Genomic DNA, 23,047 nt, shown 5'->3' with positions numbered 1-23,047 from the left:
GCAGCTTCTGCTTTTGAGGATCCGGGTCTAGAGTGAAACCTTAGGTTTTACCGGGTTTTTACACCCGTTCAGTCTTATTACAGACAAGAGAAGCAGCATGGAATGCGTGCAACCAGAGCCAGCCGAAGGCCACTCCACTCTTCTGATCGTCGATGACTATCCTGAAAACCTCCTCAGCATGCGTGCTCTGTTGCAGCGCCAGGACTGGCAGGTGATGACCGCCGCCTCGGGGGTCGAGGCCCTGGGCCTGCTGCTCGAACATGAAGTGGACCTGGTGTTGCTGGATGTACAGATGCCCGGCATGGATGGCTTCGAAGTCGCCCGCCTGATGCGTGGCAGCCAACGTACCCGGCTGACCCCGATCATCTTTCTCACCGCCAACGAACAGTCTCAGGACGCTGTGATCAAGGGCTATGCCAGTGGCGCCGTGGACTACCTGTTCAAGCCGTTCGACCCACAGATTCTCAAGCCCAAGGTCCAGGCCCTGCTGGAGCATCAGCGCAACCGCCGGGCCCTGCAGCACCTCAGCCACGACCTGGAGGTGGCACGGGCCTTCAATGCCTCGGTGCTGGACAACGCTGCCGAGGGCATCCTGGTGGTGGACGAGGGCGGGTGCGTGCGTTTCGCCAATCCGGCGGTCTCGCGCCTGCTCAATGCCCAGGTCAAGGAGCTGGAAGGCTCGCCCTTTCTCGACTACCTGCAAAAGCCCCACGTTCCCGACTGGAGCGGCTCCGAGCTCTACGCCTGTTATCGCCGGGGCGAAACCTATCGCCTGCACGACGCTCAGATGCGCACCGTGCCCGGCCAGTTGATCAGCGTGGCCTTGTCCTGTGCGCCCTTGCCCAGTGACCAGAAGGCAATGGTGGTCACCCTGCTGGACATGTCCGAAGTGCGTCACCTGCACCAGCAACTGGAATACCAGGCCGTGACCGACCCGCTGACCGGCCTGCTCAACCGCCGCGGCTTCTATCAGACGGTGGAAAACATCCTGCTGCGCAGCGACCGCTCGGGAAAGTCCCTGGTCCTGCTCTACCTGGACCTCGACGGCTTCAAGCGGGTCAACGACTCCCTGGGGCACGACGCCGGCGACCGGGTGCTGCGCTGGGTTTCCGAGCAATTGAAGGACTGCCTGCACTCCTTCGACATTCTCGGGCGCATGGGCGGCGACGAATTCACCGCGCTGCTGGAACTGAGCTTCCCCGAGCAGGCGGCGAAGATCGCCGAGAAGCTGATCGAACGCCTGTCCATCAACCAGCAGATCGATGGCCTGGAGGTGGTGCTGGGGGCGAGTATCGGCATCGCCATCTACCCCGACTGCGGCTCCAACCTGGACGGCCTGTTGCGGGCGGCGGACATCGCCATGTACGAAGCCAAGCGCGCCGGCCGCCAGCAGTACCGCTACTACGATCATGAGATGAATGGCCGCGCCCGTTCGCGGCTGATGCTCGAGGAAAGCGTGCGCAGCGCCGTGGAGCGCAAGGAATTCACCCTGGTGTACCAGCCCCAGGTGGCCATTGCCGACGGGCGCCTGCGCGGTTTCGAAGCCTTGCTGCGCTGGCGTCATCCGAGTGTGGGCGACGTGCCTCCGGGGCTGTTCCTGCCCCTGCTTGAGGAGGCACGGCTGATCAGCCGCCTGGGCAGTTGGATCTATCAACAGGGCGCGGCCCAGCGCAAGGACTGGGAGCAGGTGTTCAGCCCCGACCTGGTGCTGGGCGTCAGCCTCAGTGCCACCCAGTTCAACATGCCCAACCTGGTGGCCGAGCTGCGCCAGGTGCTGTCGCGCCATGGCCTGCAACCGCGCCAACTGGAGGTGGAGGTTACCGAGGCCGCCTTGACCCAGAACCTGGATGACACCCGCAAACAGTTGCAGCTCCTGCGTCAGCTGGGGGTGCGGGTGGCCCTGGATGACTTCGGCTCGGGCAGTTGTTGCCTGGCCTACCTGCGTGACCTGCAACTGGACACCCTCAAGCTCGATCGCCACCTGATTGCCCGCCTACTGACCTCGCCAAGGGATGCCGCCATTGCCCGCTGCGTGATCGACCTGTGCAAGCAGTTCGACCTGCTGGTGATCGCCGAGGGCGTGGAAACCCTCGAGCAATACCAGTGGCTCAAGGCCAATGGCTGCGAGTATGTGCAAGGTTTCCTGGTGGCTCGGCCGCTGACCGCCAGTATCGCCAGCCAGTTTGCCCAGCCCTTTGACTGGAGCGCGCTACAGGCCTGAATTCGCTACACTGGCGCCTTTTATGCCCTGCGTTGCCCCTTCATGACCGCACTCAAATACCTCCAGGCCTATCCCGTTGCCTTGCAGCAGCAAGTGCGCCAGTTGATCGATGAACAGCGCCTGGGCGACTACCTGAGCCAGCGTTACCCGGGCCGGCACGCCGTACAGAGCGACAAGGCGCTGTACAGCTACGCTCTGGAGCTCAAGCAGGAATACCTGCGCAATGCGCCGGCCATCGACAAGGTGCTGTTCGACAACCGTCTGGACCTGACCCACCGTGCCCTGGGCCTGCATACCACGGTTTCCCGGGTGCAGGGCGGCAAGCTCAAGGCCAAGAAAGAGATCCGCATCGCTTCGCTGTTCAAGGAGGCGGCGCCGGAATTCCTGCGGATGATCGTGGTGCACGAGCTGGCCCACTTCAAGGAATCGGATCACAACAAGGCGTTCTACAAGCTCTGCGAGCATATGCTGCCGGGCTATCACCAGCTGGAGTTCGACCTGCGGGTCTACCTGACCTGGCGCGACCTGCAAGGCAAGGCGGGAGCGCCGGATTAACCCCTGAAGGCAAGGAGTGGGCGATGGATGTGAGCAAGACCAAGAGCAGTTTCTACCGCCGCCTGTATGTGGCGTACCTGATCGACAGCGGCCTGGCCAGCAGCGTGCCGGCGCTGACCGAGGTCACCGGCATGCCGCGGCGCACCGCCCAGGACACCATCGCGGCCCTGGCGGACCTGGACATCCTCTGCGAGTTCGAGCAGCAGGACGGCGCGCGCAACCATGCCGGGCGTTACCGGATCCACAACTGGGGCGCCATCGACAAGGGCTGGATCGAGCCCAACCTGCGGCAGATCAAGGCCGTGCTGGGCTATCCCTGAGGCTCAGGAGCGACGCATGCCGATGTGAGGAATACCGTCCTCCAGGTATGCTTCGCCCGCCACCACGAAACCGTAGCGGCCGTAATAGGCCTGCAGATGAGCCTGGGCCGAGAGGTAGATCGGCGTTTGCGGCCAGTGCCGCTCGGCCTGCTTCAGCGCCTGCTCCATCAGGGTGTGGCCCAGGCCCTGGCCACGGGCCTGTTCAGCGATGACCACGCGGCCGATGACCACGTCGCCGCCCTGGGAAGTCGGGTCCAGCAGGCGCAGGTAGGCCAGCAACCGGTCGCCGTCCCAGGCCATCAGGTGGCAGGTATCGCCTTCAAGGTCGCGGCCGTCGACTTCCTGATAAGGGCATTTCTGTTCCACCACGAAGACTTCGGTGCGCAATTGCAGAATCGCGTACAACTGTTCCTTGCCCAGGTCGGTGTGGTGTTTGCAGACCCATTCGATGGTCATCTTCATATCCTGTATTGAGTGCTGCGCGAAATAGTAAGCACATCGCCACGGGATGTCTTGCCGGTTGTCACGCAGAAATTGTTTCTGTGAGATGGGTCAAAATGCCACTACTGAGATCACTGGTATTTGTCTTCTTTGTGTAATCTGTTTTCAAGACCTGTGCATGGGTTCTGATGAGCTAATGTTAGGAGCTGGGCCGACCTGTGCCGCACAGGCCGCGACCCTGGAGTATGGGCTGGAACGCGCTGGGCCCAGGGCCCGCTAAGGATCTATTAGCATGCTGCGACTGCATCGAGCTTTGGCTTTGATCGGATTGCTGTTGCTGGGCCAGAGCGCTTTTGCCGAAAGGCTGCGGCTGGTCGCCGATGCCTGGCCACCCTTTACCGACGCGACCCTGGTCAATGGCGGCGTGGCCACCGACATTGTCAGCACCGCCCTGTCCCGCGCCGGCTATTCCAGCGAATTCGAGCAGGTGCCCTGGGCCCGGGCCCTGCTGGGCATCGGCGAGGGGCGCTACGACGTGCTGGTGAATGCCTGGTACAACGAAGAGCGCACCCAGTTGGGGCAGTTCTCCGCGGAATACATGGTCAACCGCGTGCGCTTCATCAAGCGCAAGGACGCGCCGCTGGAATACAGCAACCTCAAGCAGCTGCATGAGTACCCGGTGGCAGTGGTGCGTGGCTACGCCTATTCCCCCGAATTCGACAATGACCCCGACCTGCAGAAGGTGCCGGTGCACAACTTCGCCATGGCGGTGCGCATGCTGGCGGCGGATCGGGTCAAGCTGACCCTGGAGGACGAATACGTTGCCCGCTACTACCTGGCCCGGGAGTCACCGCGGGTACGCAATGCGGTGGAGTTCCTGCCCAAGCCCCTGAGCGAGAACAGCCTGCATATCCTGGTCAGTCTGAAGAACCCCGAGCATGCGCAGATCGTGGCCAGGTTCGACAAGGAAATCGCTGCCATGAAAGCTGACGGCAGCTACGACCGCCTGCTGCGCCAGCACGGCATGTAACCGAAGATGCAGGAGCTGGCTTGCCAGCGAAAGCGACTCCGGACCGTGCATGAGTCTTGCGGCCCCTTTCGCCGGCAAGCCGGCTCCTACGGTTTTGCGTTGTCGCTGGTGTCCTTGATCAGATGCGCCGCCAGGGTCCGCAACGGGCCCAACTGACGGCAGATCAGCGCCAGTTGGGTCTGCACCAGGCGCTGGCCTTCGTCGACCTCGTCGGGCATTTGCTCCAGCTCATTGGCCAGGGCTTCTTCGGCATCGCTCTGGATATCGATCGGGGTCTTGTTGGCCAAACCCTGGGCAATCTCGTCGATGCTAGCCGCCAGGCTGACCCCGGCGCCTTCGATCAAGTGCTCGCGAACTTCGTCCGGCAGCCGGGTCTCGCGGTGTGCGCCCAGGCCCGAGAGGTAGCTGAGCAAGGTGTGGGACAGCACCAGGAAGCGGAAGCCCACGTCCGCTTCCTTACGGAAATGCCCGGGTTCCATGAGCATGTTGGCCAGGGTGGTGGACAGCGCGGCGTCGGCGTTGTGGGCGTTGCGCCGGGCCAGGCGGTAGGCCAGGTCGTCGCTCTTGCCGGCGGCGTACTGCTGCATGATCTGGCGCAGGTAGATGCTGTTGCAGGTCAGGGTGTTGGCCAGCACCTTGTTCAGGCGCCGGCCCTGCCAGTCCGGCAGGAACAGGAACACCGCCAGCCCGGCGATCAGGCTGCCCAACAGCGTATCGAACAGCCGCGGCAGGAACAGCCCATAACCGTCGCCCACCTGGTTGAAGCAGAACAGCACCATCAGAGTGATGGCCGCCGTGGCCAGGGTGTAGCGGGTGGTGCGGTTGGTGAAGAACACCACCCCGGCGGCAATGGCGAACAGCGACTGCACCAAGGGGCTGGGGAACAGGTCGAACAGCGCCCAGGCGATGGTCAGGCCGATGGCGGTGCCGATGATCCGCTGGCCCAGCTTGCGCCGGGTAGCGCCGTAGTTGGGCTGGCAGACGAACAGGGTGGTGAGGATGATCCAGTAACCCTGGGAAGGGTGGATCAAATGCACCATGCCGTAGCCGATGCTCAGCGCCAGGGGCAGGCGCAGGGCATGGCGGAACAGCAGCGAGGTTGGCGTCAGCTGGGTGCGCAGGCGGGTCCAGACATCCTTGAAGTTGCGTGGCGAACGGTCCAGCAGGCTGCTGTCGGTGGCGTCCGCCAGGGCGTCGGGGTTGCTGGCGTCGCTGAGCAGGCGGTCGAGGGTGCCGAGGTTGGCCGCCAGGGCTCGCAATGAGCGCAACAGCCCGCGCCAGGCCGGGTTGCTCTGGATCCGCAGGTGTTCCAGGGAAGCGTGCAGGTCGCCCAGGGCCTCGGCGAAGGTGGCGTCATAGACGAACGGCTGGCGCAACTGGATGGATTCGGCCAGGGCACGGCAGGCCTTGCCCTGCTGGCGCAGCAGGCGCTGGCAGCGGAACAGCACGTCGCTGTGGAAAAACGCCTCGGTCAGGGCGTTGTACGGGTAGTGGGAAGAGCTGGCGCGCTCGTGAATGTCCTGGGCCAGGAAGTACAGCTTCAGGTAGCGGCTGACCTTCGACCCCGGCCGGCCGTTGCCCACCCGGTGCAGGATGATTTCCTTGGCGACGTTGAGGGCCGCCACCACCTTGCCGTTCTGCTTGGCCAGTTCCAGGCGCCGGGCCTCCACGTCCAGCTGGCGGATGGGCTCGAACAGCGAGGACTTGAGCTTGAGGTAGTAACCCAGTTCGCGAAACAGCCGGGCCAGGCTCTGCTGCACCGGCTGGTTGGAAAACAGCGCTTGCCACAGCACCGACAGCAGGCCGTACCAGGCGGCGCCGGCCACCAGCAGCAGCGGCTCGTGCCAGAAATCGATCACCGCGCCGCCGCGCTGGTCGACGCCGATCATGGTGTAGACCGAGAGGATCAGGGTCGCCGAGGCGATGGCGCCATAGCGTTCGCCCAGCGCCCCCAGCATGGTCAGGCCGAAGCTGGCCAGGGCCAGGGCGATGGCGAAGATCCAGGGGTAGGGGAATAGCAGTTCCACCGACAGCGCGGCAATGCTGAAGCACACCAGGGTCACGGCCAGGGAATTGAGCCGGCCTTGCCAGCTGTCATCGGTTTCCGCCAGGGCGCTGGCGATGATGCCGAGGAACAGCGGGATCAGCAGGGCCATTTCATCCTGATACCAGCACAGCGCCATGCTGCCGGTCAGGGCGATGAACACCCGCACGCTGTAGCTGAATTTATCCAGCGCCCAGAGGCGGCGCAGGGATTGGCGAAAAGAGGTCGAGGACATGGAGTAGGGCAGGCCTTCCGGGGCGATGCAGCTAAATTGAGCCAGTATTGACGACGGCGCAATGCCGTCGTCACATCGGCCGGCAAATTCTGTTGCCGTTGCCGGTCGGACACCTGTAGCCGCTGCCGCAGGCTGCGACAGGTCCGCAGGACCTCAGCTGACATTGGATCGCCGCGCCCCTTCGGGTCGTTCGCAGCCTGCGGCAGCGGCTACAGGGACACGCAGCGGCTCAGACGTACTGCGCCGCCGCGTAGCCCGAGGCCCAGGCCCACTGGAAGTTGAAGCCGCCCAGGTGGCCGGTGACGTCCAGCACTTCACCGATGAAATACAGCCCCGGGCTCTTCAGCGATTCCATGGTCTTGGACGAAACTTCCCGGGTGTCGACGCCGCCCAGGGTCACTTCGGCGGTGCGGTAGCCCTCGGTGCCCGCCGGTACCAGTTGCCAGCTGCCGAGTTTCTGCGCCACGTCCGCCAGCTCCGCCGGGGTGTACTGCTTCATCGGCTTGGAGACGAACCAGTGGTCGGCCAGCAGGCCGGCCATCTTCTTGGTGAAGATCTCCCCCAGGAGGGTCTTGAGCTCGCTGTTGGGGCGCTCGGCCTGCTGCTGTTGCAGCCAGCCCAGGGCGTCGTGGTCCGGCAGCAGGTTGATCTCGACGCTGTCGCCGGGCTGCCAGTAGGAGGAAATCTGCAGGATCGCCGGGCCGCTGAGGCCGCGGTGGGTGAACAGGATGTTCTCGCGAAAGCTCTGGTCGTTGCAGCTCACCAGGCAATCCACCGAGGTCCCCGACAGCTCGCTGCACAGTTCCTTGAGCTGGTCGGTGATGGTGAACGGCACCAGGCCGGCACGGGTCGGCAGCAGTTCGTGGCCGAACTGTTTGGCCACCTGATAACCGAAGCCGGTGGCGCCCAGCGTCGGGATCGACAGCCCGCCGGTGGCGATCACCAGCGATTGGCACTGAACCTGGCCGAGGGTGGTGTCGAGCAGGTAGCCGCTTTCGACCTTTTCGATGGTCTGGATCGAGGTGTCCAGGCGCAGCTCCACGCCGACCTGATCGCACTCGTCGAGCAGCATGCCGAGGATGTCGCTGGACTTGTTATCGCAGAACAGCTGGCCGAGTTTCTTCTCGTGGTAGGGCACGCCGTGCTTGGCCACCAGGCCGATGAAATCCCACTGGGTGTAGCGCGCCAGGGCCGATTTGCAGAAGTGCGGGTTCTGCGACAGGAAATTGGCCGGCTCGGTGTACATATTGGTGAAATTGCAGCGACCGCCGCCGGACATCAGGATTTTCTTGCCGGCCTTGTTGGCGTGGTCCAGCAGCAACACCTGGCGGCCCCGGCCAGCCGCGGTCAGGGCGCACATCAGGCCGGCGGCGCCGGCGCCAATGATCACGACTTCGGTAGAACGCAAAACGGTGTCCTCGCACAAAATTCTGTAGGAGCGAGCTTGCTCGCTCCTACAGGGACGGTGGGGTTAAAGGACGCGCACGCGCAGCGAACGGCCCTTGATCTTGCCGTTGTTCAGGCGCTGCAGCGCCTGCATGACCACGGTGCGTTCAACCGCCACATACGACTGGAAGTCGAAGATCGCGATCTTGCCGACCTGGGCGCCCGGGATGCCGGCGTCGCCGGTCAGTGCGCCGAGAATATCCCCCGGACGTACCTTGTCCTTGCGCCCGCCGGCGATGCACAACGTGCTCATCGGTGGCTGCAGCGGGGCGCCGCCCTGGGACTTGAGGTTATCGACCTGATCCCAGTTCAACGGGGCTTTCTGCAGTTGTTCGATGGCTTGCGCACGATGTGCTTCGGACGGTGCGACGAGGCTGACCGCGATGCCTTTCTCGCCAGCGCGACCGGTACGGCCAACGCGGTGAATGTGGATTTCCGAATCGCGGGCCAGCTCGACGTTGATCACCATGTCCAGCGCATCGATGTCCAGGCCACGGGCGGCGACGTCGGTGGCGACCAGTACCGATGTGCTGCGGTTGGCGAACATCGCCAGCACCTGATCGCGGTCACGCTGCTCCAGGTCGCCGTGCAGGCCGACGGCGGAAATGCCTTTGGCGGTCAGGTGATCGACGGTTTCTTGCACTTGCTGCTTGGTGAAGCAGAACGCCACACAGGAGGCCGGGCGGAAGTGGTGCAGGACTTTGGTCACTGCGCTCATGCGTTCTTCCGGGGAAATCTCGTAGAAACGCTGTTCGATCTGCGTGTCGTCGTGGAACGCTTCGGCTTTCACCGTCTGCGGATCACGCATGAATTTCGACGCCAGTTGCTTGATGCCCACCGGGTACGTGGCGGAGAACAGCAGGGTCTGGCGGCGCGACGGGGTCTTTTCGATGATGTCTTCGATGGCGTCGTAGAAGCCCATATCGAGCATGCGGTCGGCTTCGTCGAGCACCAGCGTGTTCAGGCCGTCGAGCACCAGCGAACCCTTGCGTAGATGCTGCTGGATACGCCCTGGGGTGCCGACGATGATATGCGCACCGTGCTCCAGGGAGGCGATCTGTGGCCCGAACGACACGCCGCCGCACAGGGTCAGGACCTTGATGTTGTCTTCGGCGCGAGCCAGCCGGCGCACTTCCTTGGCCACCTGGTCGGCCAGCTCGCGAGTCGGGCAGATCACCAGGGCCTGGCAGCCGAAGTAGCGCGGGTTGATCGGGTTCAGCAGGCCGATGCCAAAGGCCGCGGTCTTGCCGCTGCCGGTCTTGGCCTGGGCGATCAGGTCCATGCCCTTGAGGATCACCGGCAAGCTCTGCGCCTGGATCGGCGTCATCTGGGCATAACCGAGGGAGTCGAGGTTAGCCAGCATGGCGGGAGACAGGGGCAAAGTATTAAAAGCGGTGGCAATGGTGGTCACGGGACTGGCCTGCAAAACAAAATGTCGCGCAGTGTATCAGTCCCGCTCCCACAACCTGCAAATTCTGGACGAGCAGCCTTGCAGGGGCGGTTTTGTGTAGGCGCTGGCTTGCCAGCGAAAGCGGCCGCGAGGTTGGCGCAGGGCCCGGGGGGGCTCTTCGCCGGCAAGCCGGCTCCTACGGGGGGAGGTGCGTGGGTTCAGTGTTCGATGTGCTCCTCCTCGAGCTTGCGCGCGCGCCGGCCATCGGTGGGCGACAGCTGGAGGAAGATCGCCGCCGCCAGCATCGCCATGATGCCTACCGTGAGGAAGGTCAGTTGGAAGGCGCCGAGCACGGTGTCCACGCCATCGTTGCCCAACTCAGCGGTAAAGCCGCCCAGCAGCGCGCCGGCACAGGCCACCCCAAGGCTCAGGGACAGTTGCGCCACCACCGACAGCAGGCTGTTGCCGCTGCTGGCGGCGGCATCGTCGAGGTCGATCAGGGTCACGGTGTTCATCGCCGTGAACTGCAGCGAGTTGATCGCCCCCAGCACCGCCAGCATGCCCAGCAGCAGCGGGTAGGGCGTCTGTTCGCTGACCAGCCCCATGCTGGCCAGCATGATGCCCAGGGCCAGGGTGTTGCCGGTGAGCACGATGCGGTAGCCCAGGCGCTCGATCAGTGGCCGGGCGATGGATTTGGCCAGCATTGCCGCGGCCGCCAGGGGCAGCATGCTCATCCCCGCCTGGGACGGTGAATAGCCCAGGGCCACTTGCAGCAGCAGGGGCACCAGGAACGGCAGGGCGCCGCTGCCCAGGCGGGCGAACAGGTTGCCCAGAATGCCCACGGCAAAGGTCCGCACCTTGAACAGTGACGGGGCGAACAGCGGGTTGTCGGTGTGCACGGCCCGGAGCCAGTAGGCCGCCAGGCAGGCCAGCCCGCCGAACAGCAGCAACATCACCCGCAAGTGCGGCAGGTGCAGTTCCCCCAGGCCTTCCATGGCGATGGTGATCAGCACCATCGCCGCGCCGAACAGCACAAAGCCCAGGCTGTCGAAGCGTGTGCGCTCGCTGCCGCGCAGGTCGGGAATGAAACGCCACACCGCATAGCAGCCAACGGCGCCTACCGGCAGGTTGATCAGGAAGATCCAGTGCCAGGTCAGGTACTGCACCATCCAGCCGCCCATGGTCGGGCCGATCAGCGGCCCCAGAAGCCCGGGAATGGTGATGAAGCCCATGATCCGCACCAGTTCCGAACGCGGGTAGGCACGCAGCACCACCAGCCGTCCCACCGGCAGCATCAGCGCACCGCCCAGGCCCTGGATCACCCGGGCGCCAATCAGCTGGGTCAGGGTGTTGGACAGGGCGCAGAGCAGGGAACCGATGCTGAACAGCAAGATGGCGCCGAAGAAGATCCGCTTGGTGCCGAAGCGGTCGGCGATCCAGCCCGAGGCCGGGATCAAGAGGGCCACAGTGAGCATGTAGGCGATGATCACCCCCTGCATGCGCAGCGGGTTTTCCGCCAGGTCCTGGGCCATGGCCGGCAGGGCGGTATTGAGGATGGTGCCGTCCAGGGACTGCATGAAGAAGGCGATGGCCACCACCCAGGGCAGCCAGCGGGCGGTGGTGGCATCGAGTGGCGCGCGTTCGGGCATGGGACCTCTGGGTGAGTTCAGGTTTGAGGGCGGTTTCTACAGGGTCAGGGTCAGGCGGCTGACCAGCGCTCCGGGCAAGTGCATCGAAGCGGTCTGGCGCTGGCCGTAGGTACTGGCCGACAGCAGCAGCTCGCGTTGCTCGGTCAGGGCCTCCAGCTGCGAGCCCAGCAGGCTGTAGACGCTGTCATCGAAGCGCATGGTGCTCACCGGCGCCTGGATCTCGCCGTTCTCCACCCAGAAGGTGGCGAAGCGGGTCATGCCGGTCAGGCGCGCCGCCGGCAGGTCCGAGTAGTTCAGGTACCACAGGTTGCTGATGTACAGCCCGGTGCCCAGCTGCTTGAGGATCTCCTGCTGGGACAACCGCCCAGCGGCCATGTTCAGTGCACTGGGGTACTCGCCGCTGCCGGCACCATTGGTGGTCAGGCCGTACTCGGCGGCGCTGCGGGAGTTGATCAGTTGGGCATTAGCGCTGCCCGCGGCGATCAGTGACAGGTCGCTGCGCGGGTAGCCTTCGTCGGAAAACGCCGGGCTCAGGGAACCGCTGACCTGTTCGTCGAGCGACACCAGCGGGTTCAGCGCGGCATCACCGGCATAGAGCTTCTGCAACGGGCTGTGCTTGCTGGCGATCGACTGGGCCGAGAAGCCGCCCCAGGCCAGCATGCCCATGATCTCCTCCAGGGCCGCCGGCGCCAGGTAGGCCCGGTACTGCCCGGGCGCCAGGGTGCGCAGTGGCCGGCCAAGGAATTCCAGTTGTTCCCGGGCCTGCTGGAAGCGCAGGGCGAAGGCCTGGCTGTCCCAGGCGTGCCCGGCGTAGCTGGCCTTCACCGCCTCGCCGTTTTCGTGGAACAGGCTGAAATCGAAGTTGAAGCTGTTGGCCTGGTGCCAGCCGAAGGCCCCGCCGGAACTGGCGAAGCCACGGCTGATGGGGCCGGCAGCGTAGATGCCCACCAGGTCCAGGCCGGCGCCGGCGCGACCGATTTCTTCCACCACCTGCTCACTGCCGGGCAGCGGCTGGTCCTGCACGTGATGGCTTTGCCAATGGGTGTGGTTGAGCATCAGGTACGGGTCGGCCGGCAGCAGTGGCAGGGTCTCGCGCAGTTGTTGCAGGCCATCGGCCAGGCGCTGGCGATCCACCTCGGGGTCATTGCTCAGGGTGATGCTGAGGTCGGCGTGGCGGCCATTGTCGATCAGCTTGAAATGCACGCTGGCCTGTTGCACCTGCCCGGCCTGGCGCACCTTGGCGTGGTTGAAGCGAATGAACTCCGAGGCTTCGGCGGCGTAGCTCAGGGTGAACTGCTCGGTCTCGCGCAGCGCGTCTTTGAGCCACTGCACCAAGGCCTTGAATGGCTGGGCCTGATCGGCTGTCCTGGTCATCAGGCGTCTCCTCCAAATACATCAATCTTGCTGAATACGCAGGCCGGCGAAGCATGGCCGACGCGAATCACCTGGTTGGGCTCGCCCTTGCCGCAGTTGGGTGTGCCCAGCACCTGGAAGGTGCTGCGGTCGCCGACCGCGCTGAGGTTGCGCCAGAACTGCGCGGAAATCCCCCGGTAGTTGGGGTTCTTGACCACGCCGCGGAGTTCGCCGTTCTCGATCAACTGGCCCCATTCGCAGCCGAACTGGAACTTGTTGCGCGCATCGTCGATGGACCAGGAACGGTTGGTGGACATCAGGATGCCGTGCTCGATGTGCCCGATCAGTTGCTCCAGGGGCTGGTCGCCGGGCTCGATGTTGAGGTTGGCCATGCGGTCGATCGGTGCACGGTTCCAACTGCTGGCGCGGCTGTTGGCGACGCCGTCGAGGCCGCTGCGGTATTGCGACAGGGCGCTGCCCAGGGGGCGTACCAGCAGGCCCTCGCGAATCAGGAACTGCTTGCTGGCCGCGGTGCCGTCGTCGTCGTGACTGTAGCTGGCCAGTTCCTCGGGGATCTGCGGGTCGAAAGTCACGTTGAGCAGCGAGGAGCCGTATTGCAGGCGGCCGAAATCCTGCTGTTTGACGAAGCTGGTGCCGGCGTAATTGCGCTCGTCTCCGAGAATGCGGTCCAGCTCCAGGGGATGACCGATGGATTCGTGGATCTGCAGCATCATCTGGTCCGGCATCAGCAGCAGGTCCCGCGGGCCCTGGGGGGTATTGGGCGCCAGCAGCAGTTGCAGGGCCTGGTCGGCGACCCGCGGCGCGGCCCCCAGCAGGCCACAGCGGCTGATCACATCGCCGGCGCCCTGCTGGCCGAAGTTCTCCCGGCCGAGGCTGCGGGTCTGGCTGTCGCTGCCGTCGTAGGCGGTCACGTCCAGGCCCGGGTAGACAAAACGCTGGGCCTGGCGCAGCTCGGCGCCGGCGCTGTTGAGGTAGATCTGTTCGACCTGGGTCACGCCGATGCCCACCTGCCAGTTCACCAGGCGTTCATCCTTGGGCACCGAGGCCGACTCCTCGCCCAGCAGCTGATAGCAGTCGCTGAGGGAGGGGAAGGGCTGCTCCAGGTTGGGCGAGAAATAGTCCGCGCGGTGGCTGGAGACCGGTTGCTCACGCAGGTCCAGCAGGGCATGGGCGGCGATGACCCGGGCCTGCTGCTCGGCGCGGTCAAGGGCGGCCTGCAGGCCGCTTTGCGACAGGTCGTTGGTGGCGGCGTAGGCTTCCACGCCGCGCACCCGCACGGTCAGCATCGCCCCTTCGTCTCGGCCCAGGCTCGGCGGCTCGGCGACGTTCTTGCGCACCGACAGGTACTGGTCCGACTCGCGGACATAACGCAGGGAAAAGAATTCGGCGCCCGTGCGCAAGGCAGCGAAGCGCTGCTTGAGCTGGGGGTGAAAGTCGAACATGGAGGACCTCCTTGTGAGGCGCGATAGCGGGTCGACGCGTTTCGCCAGCAAACGGAACACCGCCCGGCGGTTCCTACAGGTATAGGTGCTGATGGGCGCGGGGGCGAAAGGGGATGTGCAAGTTGCAGAACTGTAGCCGCTGCCGAAGGCTGCGATCAAGGAAGTAGTTCTGAGGGAATGAAGGGAAGAGAAAAAGGGCGCCGACCCTTGCGGTCGGCGCCCGTCAGGCTTACTGCGCGGCGGGAGTCACATCGCGCATCGGCTTGCCACGTACCGGGGCTTCACCGGCTACGTAGTAGGCCGCGGTGCTGCGTGGCAGTGGCTGGCGGCCACGGATCTTGTCGGCGATTTTCTCGGCCATCATGATCGTCGGCGCGTTGAGGTTGCCGGTGGTGATGATCGGCATGATCGAGGCATCCACCACGCGCAGGCCTTGCATGCCATGCACGCGACCCTGGCCATCCACTACAGCCATGTCGTCGGTGCCCATCTTGCACGAGCAGGATGGGTGGAAGGCGGTCTCGGCGTGCTCGCGGACGAACTTGTCCAGTTGCTCGTCGGTCTGCACCTCGATGCCCGGGCTGATCTCGCGGCCGCGGAAAGGGTCCAGGGCCGGCTGCTGCATGATTTCACGGGTCAGGCGGATGCCGTCGCGGAATTCCTGCCAGTCCTGCTCGGTGGCCATGTAGTTGAAGAGGATGCTCGGGTGCTGGCGCGGGTCCTTGGACTTGAGCTGCACGCGGCCACGGCTCGGCGAGCGCATGGAGCCCATGTGCGCCTGGAAGCCGTGCTCTTTCACACCATTGCTGCCGTTGTAGTTAATCGCCACCGGCAGGAAGTGGTACTGGATGTTCGGCCATTCGAACTCTTCGCGGGTACGGATGAAACCGCCGGCTTCGAACTGGTTGCTGGCGCCGATGCCGGTGCCGTTGAACAGCCACTCGGCACCGATGGCCGGCTGGTTCCACCACAGCAGCGATGGATACAGCGACACTGGCTGGGTGCAGGCGTACTGCAGGTACAGTTCCAGGTGGTCCTGAAGGTTCTCGCCCACGCCCGGCAGGTCGTGAACCACCGGGATGTCCAGGCTTTCCAGGAGGGCGCGAGGGCCTACGCCGGAACGTTGCAGCAATTGCGGCGACGCGATGGCGCCGGAGCTGACGATGACTTCCTTGCGCGCACGGGCTTCCACGCGCTCTTCAGTGCTGCCTTGCAGGTAGCTCACGCCCACGGCGCGCTTGCCTTCGAAGAGGATCTTGTCGGTCAGGGCGTGGGTGACGATGGTCAGGGTCGAACGCTTTTTCGCGGTGTCCAGGTAACCGCGGGCGGTGCTGGCGCGACGACCTTTGGGGGTCACGGTGCGGTCCATCGGGCCGAAGCCTTCCTGCTGGTAGCCGTTCAGGTCTTCGGTACGCGGGTAACCGGCCTGCACGCCGGCTTCGACCATGGCGTGGAACAACGGGTTGTTGCCGGCCTTGGGCGTGGTCACGCTGACCGGGCCTTCGCCGCCGTGGTAGTCGTTGGGGCCGATGTCACGGGTTTCCGCCTTGCGGAAATACGGCAGGCAATCCAGGTAGGTCCAGTCTTCCAGGCCTGGCAGCTTGGCCCAGCCGTCGTAGTCCATGGCGTTGCCGCGGATGTAGCACATGCCGTTGATCAGCGACGAGCCGCCCAGGCCCTTGCCGCGACCGCATTCCATGCGACGACCGTCCATGTGTGGCTCTGGATCGGTCTCGTAGGCCCAGTTGTAGCGACGGCCTTGCAGGGGGAAGGCCAGTGCCGCCGGCATCTGGGTGCGGAAGTCGAAACGGTAGTCCGGGCCGCCGGCTTCCAGCAGCAGGACGGTGACGCCTTCGTCTTCAGTCAGACGGGTCGCCAGGGTGTTACCGGCAGAGCCGGCACCGATGATGATGTAATCGAATTCTTGGGCCATTGGAGCCTCCGTGGAGAGCTGCAAGCCTCAAGCTTCAAGCTGCGGGAAAAGGCAGCGAAGCGGGCTTGGCGTTGAATGAGGAGCAGGCGGCAAGACAGGCTGTTGCCCTGGCTTGCCGCTTGTAGCTGGCTGCTAGCGGCTGCTTAGAACACCGAGGCGTAGTCGCCCAGCTCGACCTGCACCGACTTGATGCGGGTGAAGTTGTTCAGCGAGCTGATGCCGTTCTCACGGCCCACGCCCGACTGCTTGTAGCCGCCAACCGGCATCTTGGCGTCGGACTCGCCCCAGGCGTTGATCCAGCAGATACCGGCTTCGAGCTGATGAATCACGCGGTGAGCGCGGTTCAGATCCTTGGTGACCAGGCCGGCAGCCAGGCCGAAGTCGGTGTCGTTGGCGCGGCGGATTACTTCTTCTTCGGTTTCGTAGGTCAGGATCGCCATGACCGGGCCGAAGATTTCTTCACGGACGATGGTCATGTCGTCGGTGCAGTCGGTGAACACGGTCGGTGCAACGAAGGCGCCCTTGGCGAATTCGCCGTCGGTCAGGCGCTCGCCGCCGCACAGTACGCGGGCACCTTCTTCTTTACCCTTGGCGATGTAGCCCAGCACGCTTTCCATGTGCGGGAAGCTGACCAGCGGGCCGAAGTTGGTGTTTTCGTCTTCCGGGTTGCCGATGCGGATGCGTGCAACGCGCTCGGCGATCTTGGCTTCGAAAGCGGCTTTCAGGTGGCTCGGCACGAACACGCGAGTGCCGTTGGTGCAGACCTGACCGGAGCTGTAGAAGTTGGCCATCATGGCGGTGTCGGCGGCGCGATCCAGGTCGGCGTCGTCGAAGATGATCAGTGGCGACTTGCCGCCCAGTTCCATGGTCACGTCTTTCAGCGAGGAGCTGGAAGCGCTGGCCATGACTTTCTTGCCAGTGTCGGTGCCGCCGGTGAAGGAGACCTTCTCGATGCGCGGGTGCTCGGTCAGCCAGGTGCCGACTTCGCGGCCGCTGCCGGTCAGGACGTTGAACACGCCATCCGGCAGGCCGGCTTCGGTGTAGATCTCGGCCAGTTTCAGGGTGGTCAGCGAGGTCACTTCGCTCGGCTTGAAGATCATCGCGTTACCGGCCGCCAGGGCCGGTGCGGATTTCCACAGGGCGATCTGGATCGGGTAGTTCCACGCGCCGATACCGGCCACTACGCCCAGGGGCTCGCGACGGGTGTAGACGAAGGAAGTGGTGCGCAGCGGGATCTGCTCGCCTTCGATGGCCGGTACCAGGCCTGCGTAGTATTCCAGCACGTCGGCGCCGGTGACGATGTCCACGTACTTGGTTTCGGAGAAGGCCTTGCCGGTGTCCAGGGTTTCCAGGGCGGCCAGTTCGTCGTTGCGCTCGCGGAGGATTTCCACGGCGCGACGCAGGATGCGCGAACGCTCCATGGCGGTCATGGCGGCCCAGATCTTCTGGCCTTTCTCGGCGCTGACCACGGCGCGTTCAACGTCTTCCTTGGTCGCACGCTGCACTTGTGCGAGAACTTCACCGTTGGCCGGGTTGATGGCATCGAAAGTGGCGTCGCTGCCGGCATCGGTGTAGCCGCCGTCGATGTAGAGTTTTTGCAGTTCGAAACGGGCCATAGTGTCCTCGCAAGTGCATTAAGTAGTGGGCTTGACCACCGGGCATGCCCCTAAGTTCGGGGCGCGCTGATCAGTGGCGGTTCAGGGGCCGAGCGTCTCTTTTGTGCTCTAGCGCTCCTGCTTAGCCAGTTGTAGATCCATGTATTCGTAAGCGATCCGTATCGCCTGGTCGGTGTCGAATGCATCACCCGACAAGGCACCACGCAGCCACAAACCGTCGATCAAGGCCGCCAGGCCGCGGGCTGCCTTGCGCGCATGGTAGAGCGGCAGGGCACGGCGGAACTGGCAACACAGGTTGGAATACAAGCGGTGGTCGTTGATCCGCTGCAACCTGTGCAAATCGGGCTGGTGCATGCTGGAAGCCCAGAAGGCCAACCAGGTTTTCATTGCCGGGCCGTTCACCTGGCTGGCATCGAAGTTGCCCTCGATGATCACTTTCAGATGAGCGCGCGGGCTGTCGTCCGTCAGGGCCTGGCGGCGTGCTCTGACGCCTTCGTTGAGCATGCTCATGATGTAACCCATCGTCGCTGCGATCAGGCCGTTCTTGTCCCGAAAGTAGTGACTGATGATGCCGTTCGAGACACCGGCCAAACGGGCGATCAGCGCAATGCTGGCGTCCCCCATTCCGACCTGATCGACCGCTTGCAGCGTGGCTTCGATCAATTGCTGGCGGCGTATGGGTTGCATACCGACCTTGGGCATCTGATACCTCTCCTTAGGCCTGTCGATTGGCGTATGACGCCCGTCGACTTGTGGGCCAGTCTATTTTGTTTTGATTGAACGTTCAATCAACAAAGAATAAGATCTGCGACAAATCGTCGCTGCCTGGGGAGTTTCTCCTGCTCGCAGATGGCGGAAAAACGACCTCCGAAAATGCCCGAAACTTACACGCGGCATAGCGTGGACCGGCAAGAGAGCACACGTGTTGAAGGGGCAGGACGCTCCGGGTTCCAGGCGACGAACTGCAGGTTCGTCACCGGCCCCGGATGCGGTTGCGCAACGCGGCTTTTGCGGTTTCGGGTGTTTTCGGGGTGTCTTTATAACACCCGATGATCGGCTGCCAACTAACCGATTGGTCGGGTGCCGTGTTGCCTTGTGTCCTTCTCTCGCACTGCCCGGAGCATCTGCGCAATGAGTTCTGCCTCTCTTATAAAGACCCCACCGGAGAAGGTGCGGGTCAACGGTTGGGTGTTCTACACCTCCACCGCGCTGATCCTGTTGTTGACCGCCATTCTGATCATCGCCCCGCAAGAGGCCGGCCGACTGCTGGGCATTGCCCAGGCCTGGTTGTCCCGCAGCTTCGGCTGGTACTACATGGTGGTGATCGCCGCTTACCTGGTGTTCGTGGTGGGCCTGGCGTTCTCCTCCTACGGCAAGCTCAAGCTGGGGACCAAGCAGGACACCCCGGACTTCAGCTACGGCGCCTGGGCGGGGATGCTGTTTTCCTCCGGCATCGGCATCTCGCTGCTGTACTTCGGTGCTTCCGAGCCGCTGGACCACTACTTCAACCCGCCGGAAGGCGTACCGGGCAGCAACCTGGCCGCACGCCAGGCGCTGCAGCTGACGTTCCTGCACTGGGGCCTGCACGGCTGGGCCATCTATGCCCTGGTGGGCCTGGCGGTGGCGTACTTCGCCTATCGGCATAACCAGCCACTGGCGCTGCGTTCGGCGTTGTACCCGCTGGTGGGCGAGCGCTGGGTCAAGGGCGCGGCCGGCCACGCGGTGGACGGTTTCGGCATGTTCGTGACCCTGCTGGGCCTGGTGACCAACCTCGGGATTGGTTCGATGCAGGTGTCTTCCGGCCTGGAAAACCTGTTCGGCATGGAGCACAGCAACACCAACCTGCTGATCGTGATCATCGTCATGAGCACGGTGGCCACCATCGCCGCGGTGTCCGGCGTGGAAAACGGCATCCGCCGCCTGTCCAACCTGAACATCGTGCTGTTCAGCGGCCTGCTGATCTTCGTCCTGCTGTTCGGCCCGACCCTGCACCTGCTCAACGGCTTCGTGCAGAACATCGGCGACTACCTGAACGGTGTAGTGCTCAAGACCTTCGACCTCTATGTGTATGAGGGCGACAGCGCCAAGTCCGATCGCTGGCTGGGCCTGTGGACCCTGTTCTACTGGGCCTGGTGGATTTCCTGGGCGCCATTTGTAGGCATGTTCATCGCGCGTATTTCCCGTGGTCGCACCGTGCGTGAACTGGTGGCCGGCGTACTGCTGATTCCCCTGGGCTTCACCCTGGCCTGGCTGTCGATCTTCGGTAACTCGGCCCTGGATCTGGTGGTCAATCAGGGAGCCGTGGAGTTGGGCAAGACGGCGTTGGAACAGCCGTCCATGGCGATCTACCAACTGCTCGAGCACTACCCGGCCTCGAAGATTGTCATCGGTGTGTCGATCTTCGTCGGCTTCGTGCTGTTCCTGACCCCCGCCGACTCCGGGGCGGTGATGATGGCCAACCTTTCGTGCAAGGGCGGCAACGTCGACGAAGACGCCCCGCACTGGCTGCGGATCTTCTGGTCGGTGGTGATCACCCTGGTGACCATCGGCCTGCTGTTCGCCGGCAACTTCGAAGCCATGCAGACCATGGTGGTGCTGGCCGGCCTGCCGTTCTCGGTGGTGCTGATCTGCTTCATGTTCGGCTTGCACAAGGCCATGCGCCAGGACGTGCAGATCGAGCAGGAACAGGCGCAACTGGCCGAGCGTGGCCGCCGCGGTTTCAGCGAGCGCCTGAGCCAGCTGGACCTGCAGCCGACCCAGTCGGTGGTGCAGCGCTACATGGACAAGCACGTCAGCCCGGCCTTGCAGGAAGCGGCTGCGCAGTTGCGCAACCTGAGCCTGGAAGTGCAGACCAACCTGGGCAAGTCGAAGAACCTGCTGGGCCTGCGCGTGGAAATGGATGAAGGCAATCCCTTCGTCTATGAAGTGAGCCTGGACGGCTACCTGGCGACGCCTAGCGAATCGACCCAGCCGGAAGGGGCCGACAGCGAAGTGCGCAGCCGTTTCTACCGCGCCGAGGTGTATCTGCACAACGGCAGCCAGGAATACGACTTGATGGGCTTCACCCAGGAGCAGATCACCCGGGATGTGCTCGATCAGTTCGAAAGCCATCGGCAGCTCCTTGGCCGTGTCTATAGCTGAGTGAAAACGGCCCCATCCTTGTAGGAGCCGGCTTGCCGGCGAAGACGTCCTCAAGGGCGCTGCAAGGCTTCAGGGCCTGTTCGTTGGCAAGCCAGCTCCTACAGAAGGGGGTGGGTGGTTAAAGCAAAACGCCGCGATTGCTCGCGGCGTTTTTGTGTCTGCTGCTTAACCCAGGTTCTTGCCGAGCAGCGCGTGGTAGAGCTCGCTGTCGCCAAGGATGCCCACCACTTTCTGGTTGTCGTGGAGCACCAGTTTGTTGCCGGTCTGGTAGCGGATCTGCAGGGCATCGCGCATGCCGATGCTGGAGTCCACCAGGGTCGGGCGTCGGCCCAGTTCTTCCACGGCTTGCCCCGGAACCCAGTTCTGCAGGTCCAGCTGCGAGCCGTTGCGGCGTGCGCCCTTGATGGTGTTGCCTTCGGCCAGGTCGAGCCAGGAATCGCCACCCGGGTCCAGGCATACCGAGCCGTTGACCCGCTTGCAGTTGTCCAGGCTGCGCATCAGGCTGCGCCCGCACAGCACGTTCAGGGGGTTGGTGTGGGCAACGAAAGTCCGTACATAGTCGTCCGCCGGGTTGAGCACGATTTCTTCCGGGTTGCTGTACTGGATGATCCGTCCGTCTTTCATGATGGCGATGCGGCTGCCCAGCTTCAGGGCCTCATCCAGGTCGTGGCTGACGAAGACGATGGTCTTGCTCAGCTTGCGCTGCAGCTCCAGCAGTTCGTCCTGCAGGCCCTGGCGGATCAGCGGGTCGAGGGCCGAGAAGGGTTCGTCCATCAGCAGGATATCGGCGTCCATGGCCAGGGCACGGGCCAGGCCCACGCGCTGCTGCATGCCGCCGGAGAGTTCGTCGGGCTTCTTGTTGCGCCACTGGGTCAGGCCCACCAGCTCAAGCTTCTCGTCCACCAGCTTGCGCCGTTCCTTTTCCGGGCGGCCCTGCATCTCCAGGCCGAAGCTGATGTTTTCGCGCACGGTCAGCCAGGGCATCAGGGCGAACTTCTGGAACACCATGGCGATGCGCTTGGTGCGCATCATCTTCAGCTCGGCGGGGCTGCAGGAGGCGATGTCGATCTGCTTGCCTTCATGCTCGACGAACAGCTTGCCGCGGCTCACGGTGTTCAGGCCGTTGATGCAGCGCAGCAGGCTCGACTTGCCGGAACCGGAGAGGCCCATCAGCACGCAGATCTCGCCTTTCTCGATGTCCAGGCTGGCATTCTCGACGCCGACGATCTGCCCGGTCTTCTTCAGGATCTCGTTGCGGGTCATGCCCTGGTCCAGCAGCTTGAGGGGCTCGCGCGGGTCCTTGGAGAAAATCACGTCGACCTTGTCGAAGCGGATAATGCTCATGCGTCACCTCCTACTTTGGCTTCAGGTTGCTTGCAGATGCGGTCGAGCATGATCGCCAGCAGCACAATGGCCAGGCCGGCTTCGAAGCCCAGGGCGATATCCGCGGTATTGAGGGCGTTGACCACCGGCTTGCCCAGGCCATCGGCGCCCACCAGGGCGGCGATCACCACCATCGACAGCGACAGCATGATGCATTGGGTAATGCCGGCGGCGATGCTCGGCATGGCGTGGGGCAGTTCAATGCGCGACAACAACTGACGGCGCGAGCAGCCAAAGGCCTTGCCGGCGTCCATCAACTCTTGTGGAACATCGCGAATGCCCAGGTAGGTCAGGCGGATCGGCGCGGCGATGGCGAACACCACCGTGGAAATCAAGCCGGGCACCACCCCCAGGCCGAACAGGGTCAGGGTCGGGATCAGGTAGACGAAGGTGGGCACGGTCTGCATCAGGTCCAGCACCGGCCGCATCATGGTGTAGAACAGCGGCTTGTGCGCCGCGACTATGCCCAGCGGTACGCCGATGAGCACGCAGACCAGGGTGGCGAACAGCACCTGGGCCAGGGTTTCCATGGTTTCCTGCCAGTACCCCAGGTTGAGGATCAACAGGAAGGACAGCACGACAAAGGCGGTCAGGCCCCATTTGCGCTGGATCAGGTGCGCCAGCAGGGCAATCAGGCCGATCAGGGCCAGGGGGTTGAACCAGGTCAGCGCGAACGTCACGCCGTGGATCATGGTTTCCAGGGTGGTAGCGATCGCGTCGAAGGTGCTGGCGCCGTGCTTCGTCAACCACTCGACGAAAGCCGCGATGTACTGGCCCAGGGGGATTTTCTGATCAGTGAGCATGGTATTGAACGTCCGCATGCAAGG

General features: G+C 63.9%; 17 protein-coding genes. 5 read left to right on the top strand and 12 right to left on the bottom strand.

All coding sequences use genetic code 11. The features are described from left to right. Window positions 1-97 precede the first annotated feature (97 nt). The 3 genes from AC1RCO_RS13835 to AC1RCO_RS13825 are packed head-to-tail and all read left to right on the top strand — an operon-like array spanning window position 98 to window position 3,096. A complete protein-coding gene (locus AC1RCO_RS13835; protein ID WP_011063954.1) occupies window positions 98-2,221 on the top strand; it encodes a putative bifunctional diguanylate cyclase/phosphodiesterase in 2,124 nt (707 codons plus the stop codon). A 42-nt stretch (window positions 2,222-2,263) separates the two neighbouring features. Beyond that, complete coding sequence (locus AC1RCO_RS13830; RefSeq protein ID WP_011063953.1) at window positions 2,264-2,776, top strand: M48 metallopeptidase family protein; 513 nt, start codon at window positions 2,264-2,266, stop codon at window positions 2,774-2,776. A 23-nt stretch (window positions 2,777-2,799) separates the two neighbouring features. Continuing rightward, window positions 2,800-3,096: a winged helix-turn-helix domain-containing protein gene (locus AC1RCO_RS13825; protein WP_011063952.1), complete on the top strand. Its 297-nt coding sequence runs from the start codon at window positions 2,800-2,802 to the stop codon at window positions 3,094-3,096. Window positions 3,097-3,099: 3 nt separating this feature from the next. Here AC1RCO_RS13825 and AC1RCO_RS13820 read toward each other — a convergent pair whose 3' ends face one another. Beyond that, entirely contained in the window at window positions 3,100-3,552 is a 453-nt protein-coding gene (locus AC1RCO_RS13820) for a GNAT family N-acetyltransferase (RefSeq protein WP_011063951.1), read from the bottom strand. Between the two features lie 277 nt (window positions 3,553-3,829). Between AC1RCO_RS13820 and AC1RCO_RS13815 the strand changes: the two genes are divergently transcribed. After that, a complete protein-coding gene (locus AC1RCO_RS13815; RefSeq protein WP_011063950.1) occupies window positions 3,830-4,567 on the top strand; it encodes a substrate-binding periplasmic protein in 738 nt (245 codons plus the stop codon). Window positions 4,568-4,653: 86 nt separating this feature from the next. Here AC1RCO_RS13815 and yccS read toward each other — a convergent pair whose 3' ends face one another. The 9 genes from yccS to betI all read right to left on the bottom strand — a co-directional run bounded on the left by yccS (window position 4,654) and on the right by betI (window position 18,398). After that, window positions 4,654-6,846, bottom strand: a complete 2,193-nt coding sequence (gene yccS / locus AC1RCO_RS13810; RefSeq protein ID WP_019095267.1) for a YccS family putative transporter — start codon at window positions 6,844-6,846, stop codon at window positions 4,654-4,656. Between the two features lie 229 nt (window positions 6,847-7,075). Beyond that, on the bottom strand, window positions 7,076-8,254 hold the full coding sequence (locus tag AC1RCO_RS13805) for a BaiN/RdsA family NAD(P)/FAD-dependent oxidoreductase (RefSeq protein ID WP_011063948.1): 1,179 nt from the start codon (window positions 8,252-8,254) through the stop codon (window positions 7,076-7,078). Between the two features lie 63 nt (window positions 8,255-8,317). Next, window positions 8,318-9,655: an ATP-dependent RNA helicase DbpA gene (gene dbpA, locus AC1RCO_RS13800; RefSeq protein WP_230493580.1), complete on the bottom strand. Its 1,338-nt coding sequence runs from the start codon at window positions 9,653-9,655 to the stop codon at window positions 8,318-8,320. 245 nt (window positions 9,656-9,900) lie between these two features. Further along, complete coding sequence (mdtD, locus tag AC1RCO_RS13795; protein ID WP_342402945.1) at window positions 9,901-11,331, bottom strand: multidrug transporter subunit MdtD; 1,431 nt, start codon at window positions 11,329-11,331, stop codon at window positions 9,901-9,903. Window positions 11,332-11,367: 36 nt separating this feature from the next. Continuing rightward, window positions 11,368-12,705 carry a TldD/PmbA family protein gene (locus AC1RCO_RS13790; RefSeq protein WP_072451781.1) on the bottom strand — a complete coding sequence of 446 codons (1,338 nt, stop codon included), beginning with the start codon at window positions 12,703-12,705 and terminating at the stop codon, window positions 11,368-11,370. Continuing rightward, the gene (locus tag AC1RCO_RS13785; protein ID WP_492617802.1) at window positions 12,705-14,147 is read right to left on the bottom strand and encodes a TldD/PmbA family protein; all 1,443 of its coding nucleotides are present in this window, start codon (window positions 14,145-14,147) and stop codon (window positions 12,705-12,707) included. The genes AC1RCO_RS13790 and AC1RCO_RS13785 overlap by 1 nt, the downstream gene beginning before the upstream one ends. A 229-nt stretch (window positions 14,148-14,376) precedes the next feature. Further along, on the bottom strand, window positions 14,377-16,080 hold the full coding sequence (betA, locus tag AC1RCO_RS13780; RefSeq protein WP_015637324.1) for a choline dehydrogenase: 1,704 nt from the start codon (window positions 16,078-16,080) through the stop codon (window positions 14,377-14,379). A gap of 143 nt (window positions 16,081-16,223) precedes the next feature. After that, window positions 16,224-17,696 carry a betaine-aldehyde dehydrogenase gene (gene betB, locus AC1RCO_RS13775; protein WP_011063942.1) on the bottom strand — a complete coding sequence of 491 codons (1,473 nt, stop codon included), beginning with the start codon at window positions 17,694-17,696 and terminating at the stop codon, window positions 16,224-16,226. Between the two features lie 108 nt (window positions 17,697-17,804). Next, window positions 17,805-18,398, bottom strand: a complete 594-nt coding sequence (gene betI, locus AC1RCO_RS13770; protein WP_011063941.1) for a transcriptional regulator BetI — start codon at window positions 18,396-18,398, stop codon at window positions 17,805-17,807. 486 nt (window positions 18,399-18,884) lie between these two features. Between betI and AC1RCO_RS13765 the strand changes: the two genes are divergently transcribed. Then, window positions 18,885-20,837 carry a BCCT family transporter gene (locus tag AC1RCO_RS13765; protein ID WP_225368821.1) on the top strand — a complete coding sequence of 651 codons (1,953 nt, stop codon included), beginning with the start codon at window positions 18,885-18,887 and terminating at the stop codon, window positions 20,835-20,837. A 165-nt stretch (window positions 20,838-21,002) separates the two neighbouring features. Here the strand turns inward: AC1RCO_RS13765 and choV are convergent, their stop codons facing one another. Together choV and choW are read right to left on the bottom strand one after the other, a co-directional pair. Then, the gene (gene choV, locus AC1RCO_RS13760; RefSeq protein WP_011063939.1) at window positions 21,003-22,181 is read right to left on the bottom strand and encodes a choline ABC transporter ATP-binding protein; all 1,179 of its coding nucleotides are present in this window, start codon (window positions 22,179-22,181) and stop codon (window positions 21,003-21,005) included. Next, complete coding sequence (gene choW / locus AC1RCO_RS13755; RefSeq protein ID WP_019095263.1) at window positions 22,178-23,023, bottom strand: choline ABC transporter permease subunit; 846 nt, start codon at window positions 23,021-23,023, stop codon at window positions 22,178-22,180. The genes choV and choW overlap by 4 nt, the downstream gene beginning before the upstream one ends. Window positions 23,024-23,047: the final 24 nt, after the last annotated feature.

The organism is Pseudomonas sp. GW823-FHT03E05 (genome assembly GCF_058796855.1).
Note: the sequence above shows the minus strand (reverse complement) of the source record. Positions and strands in the feature narration are given on the sequence as shown.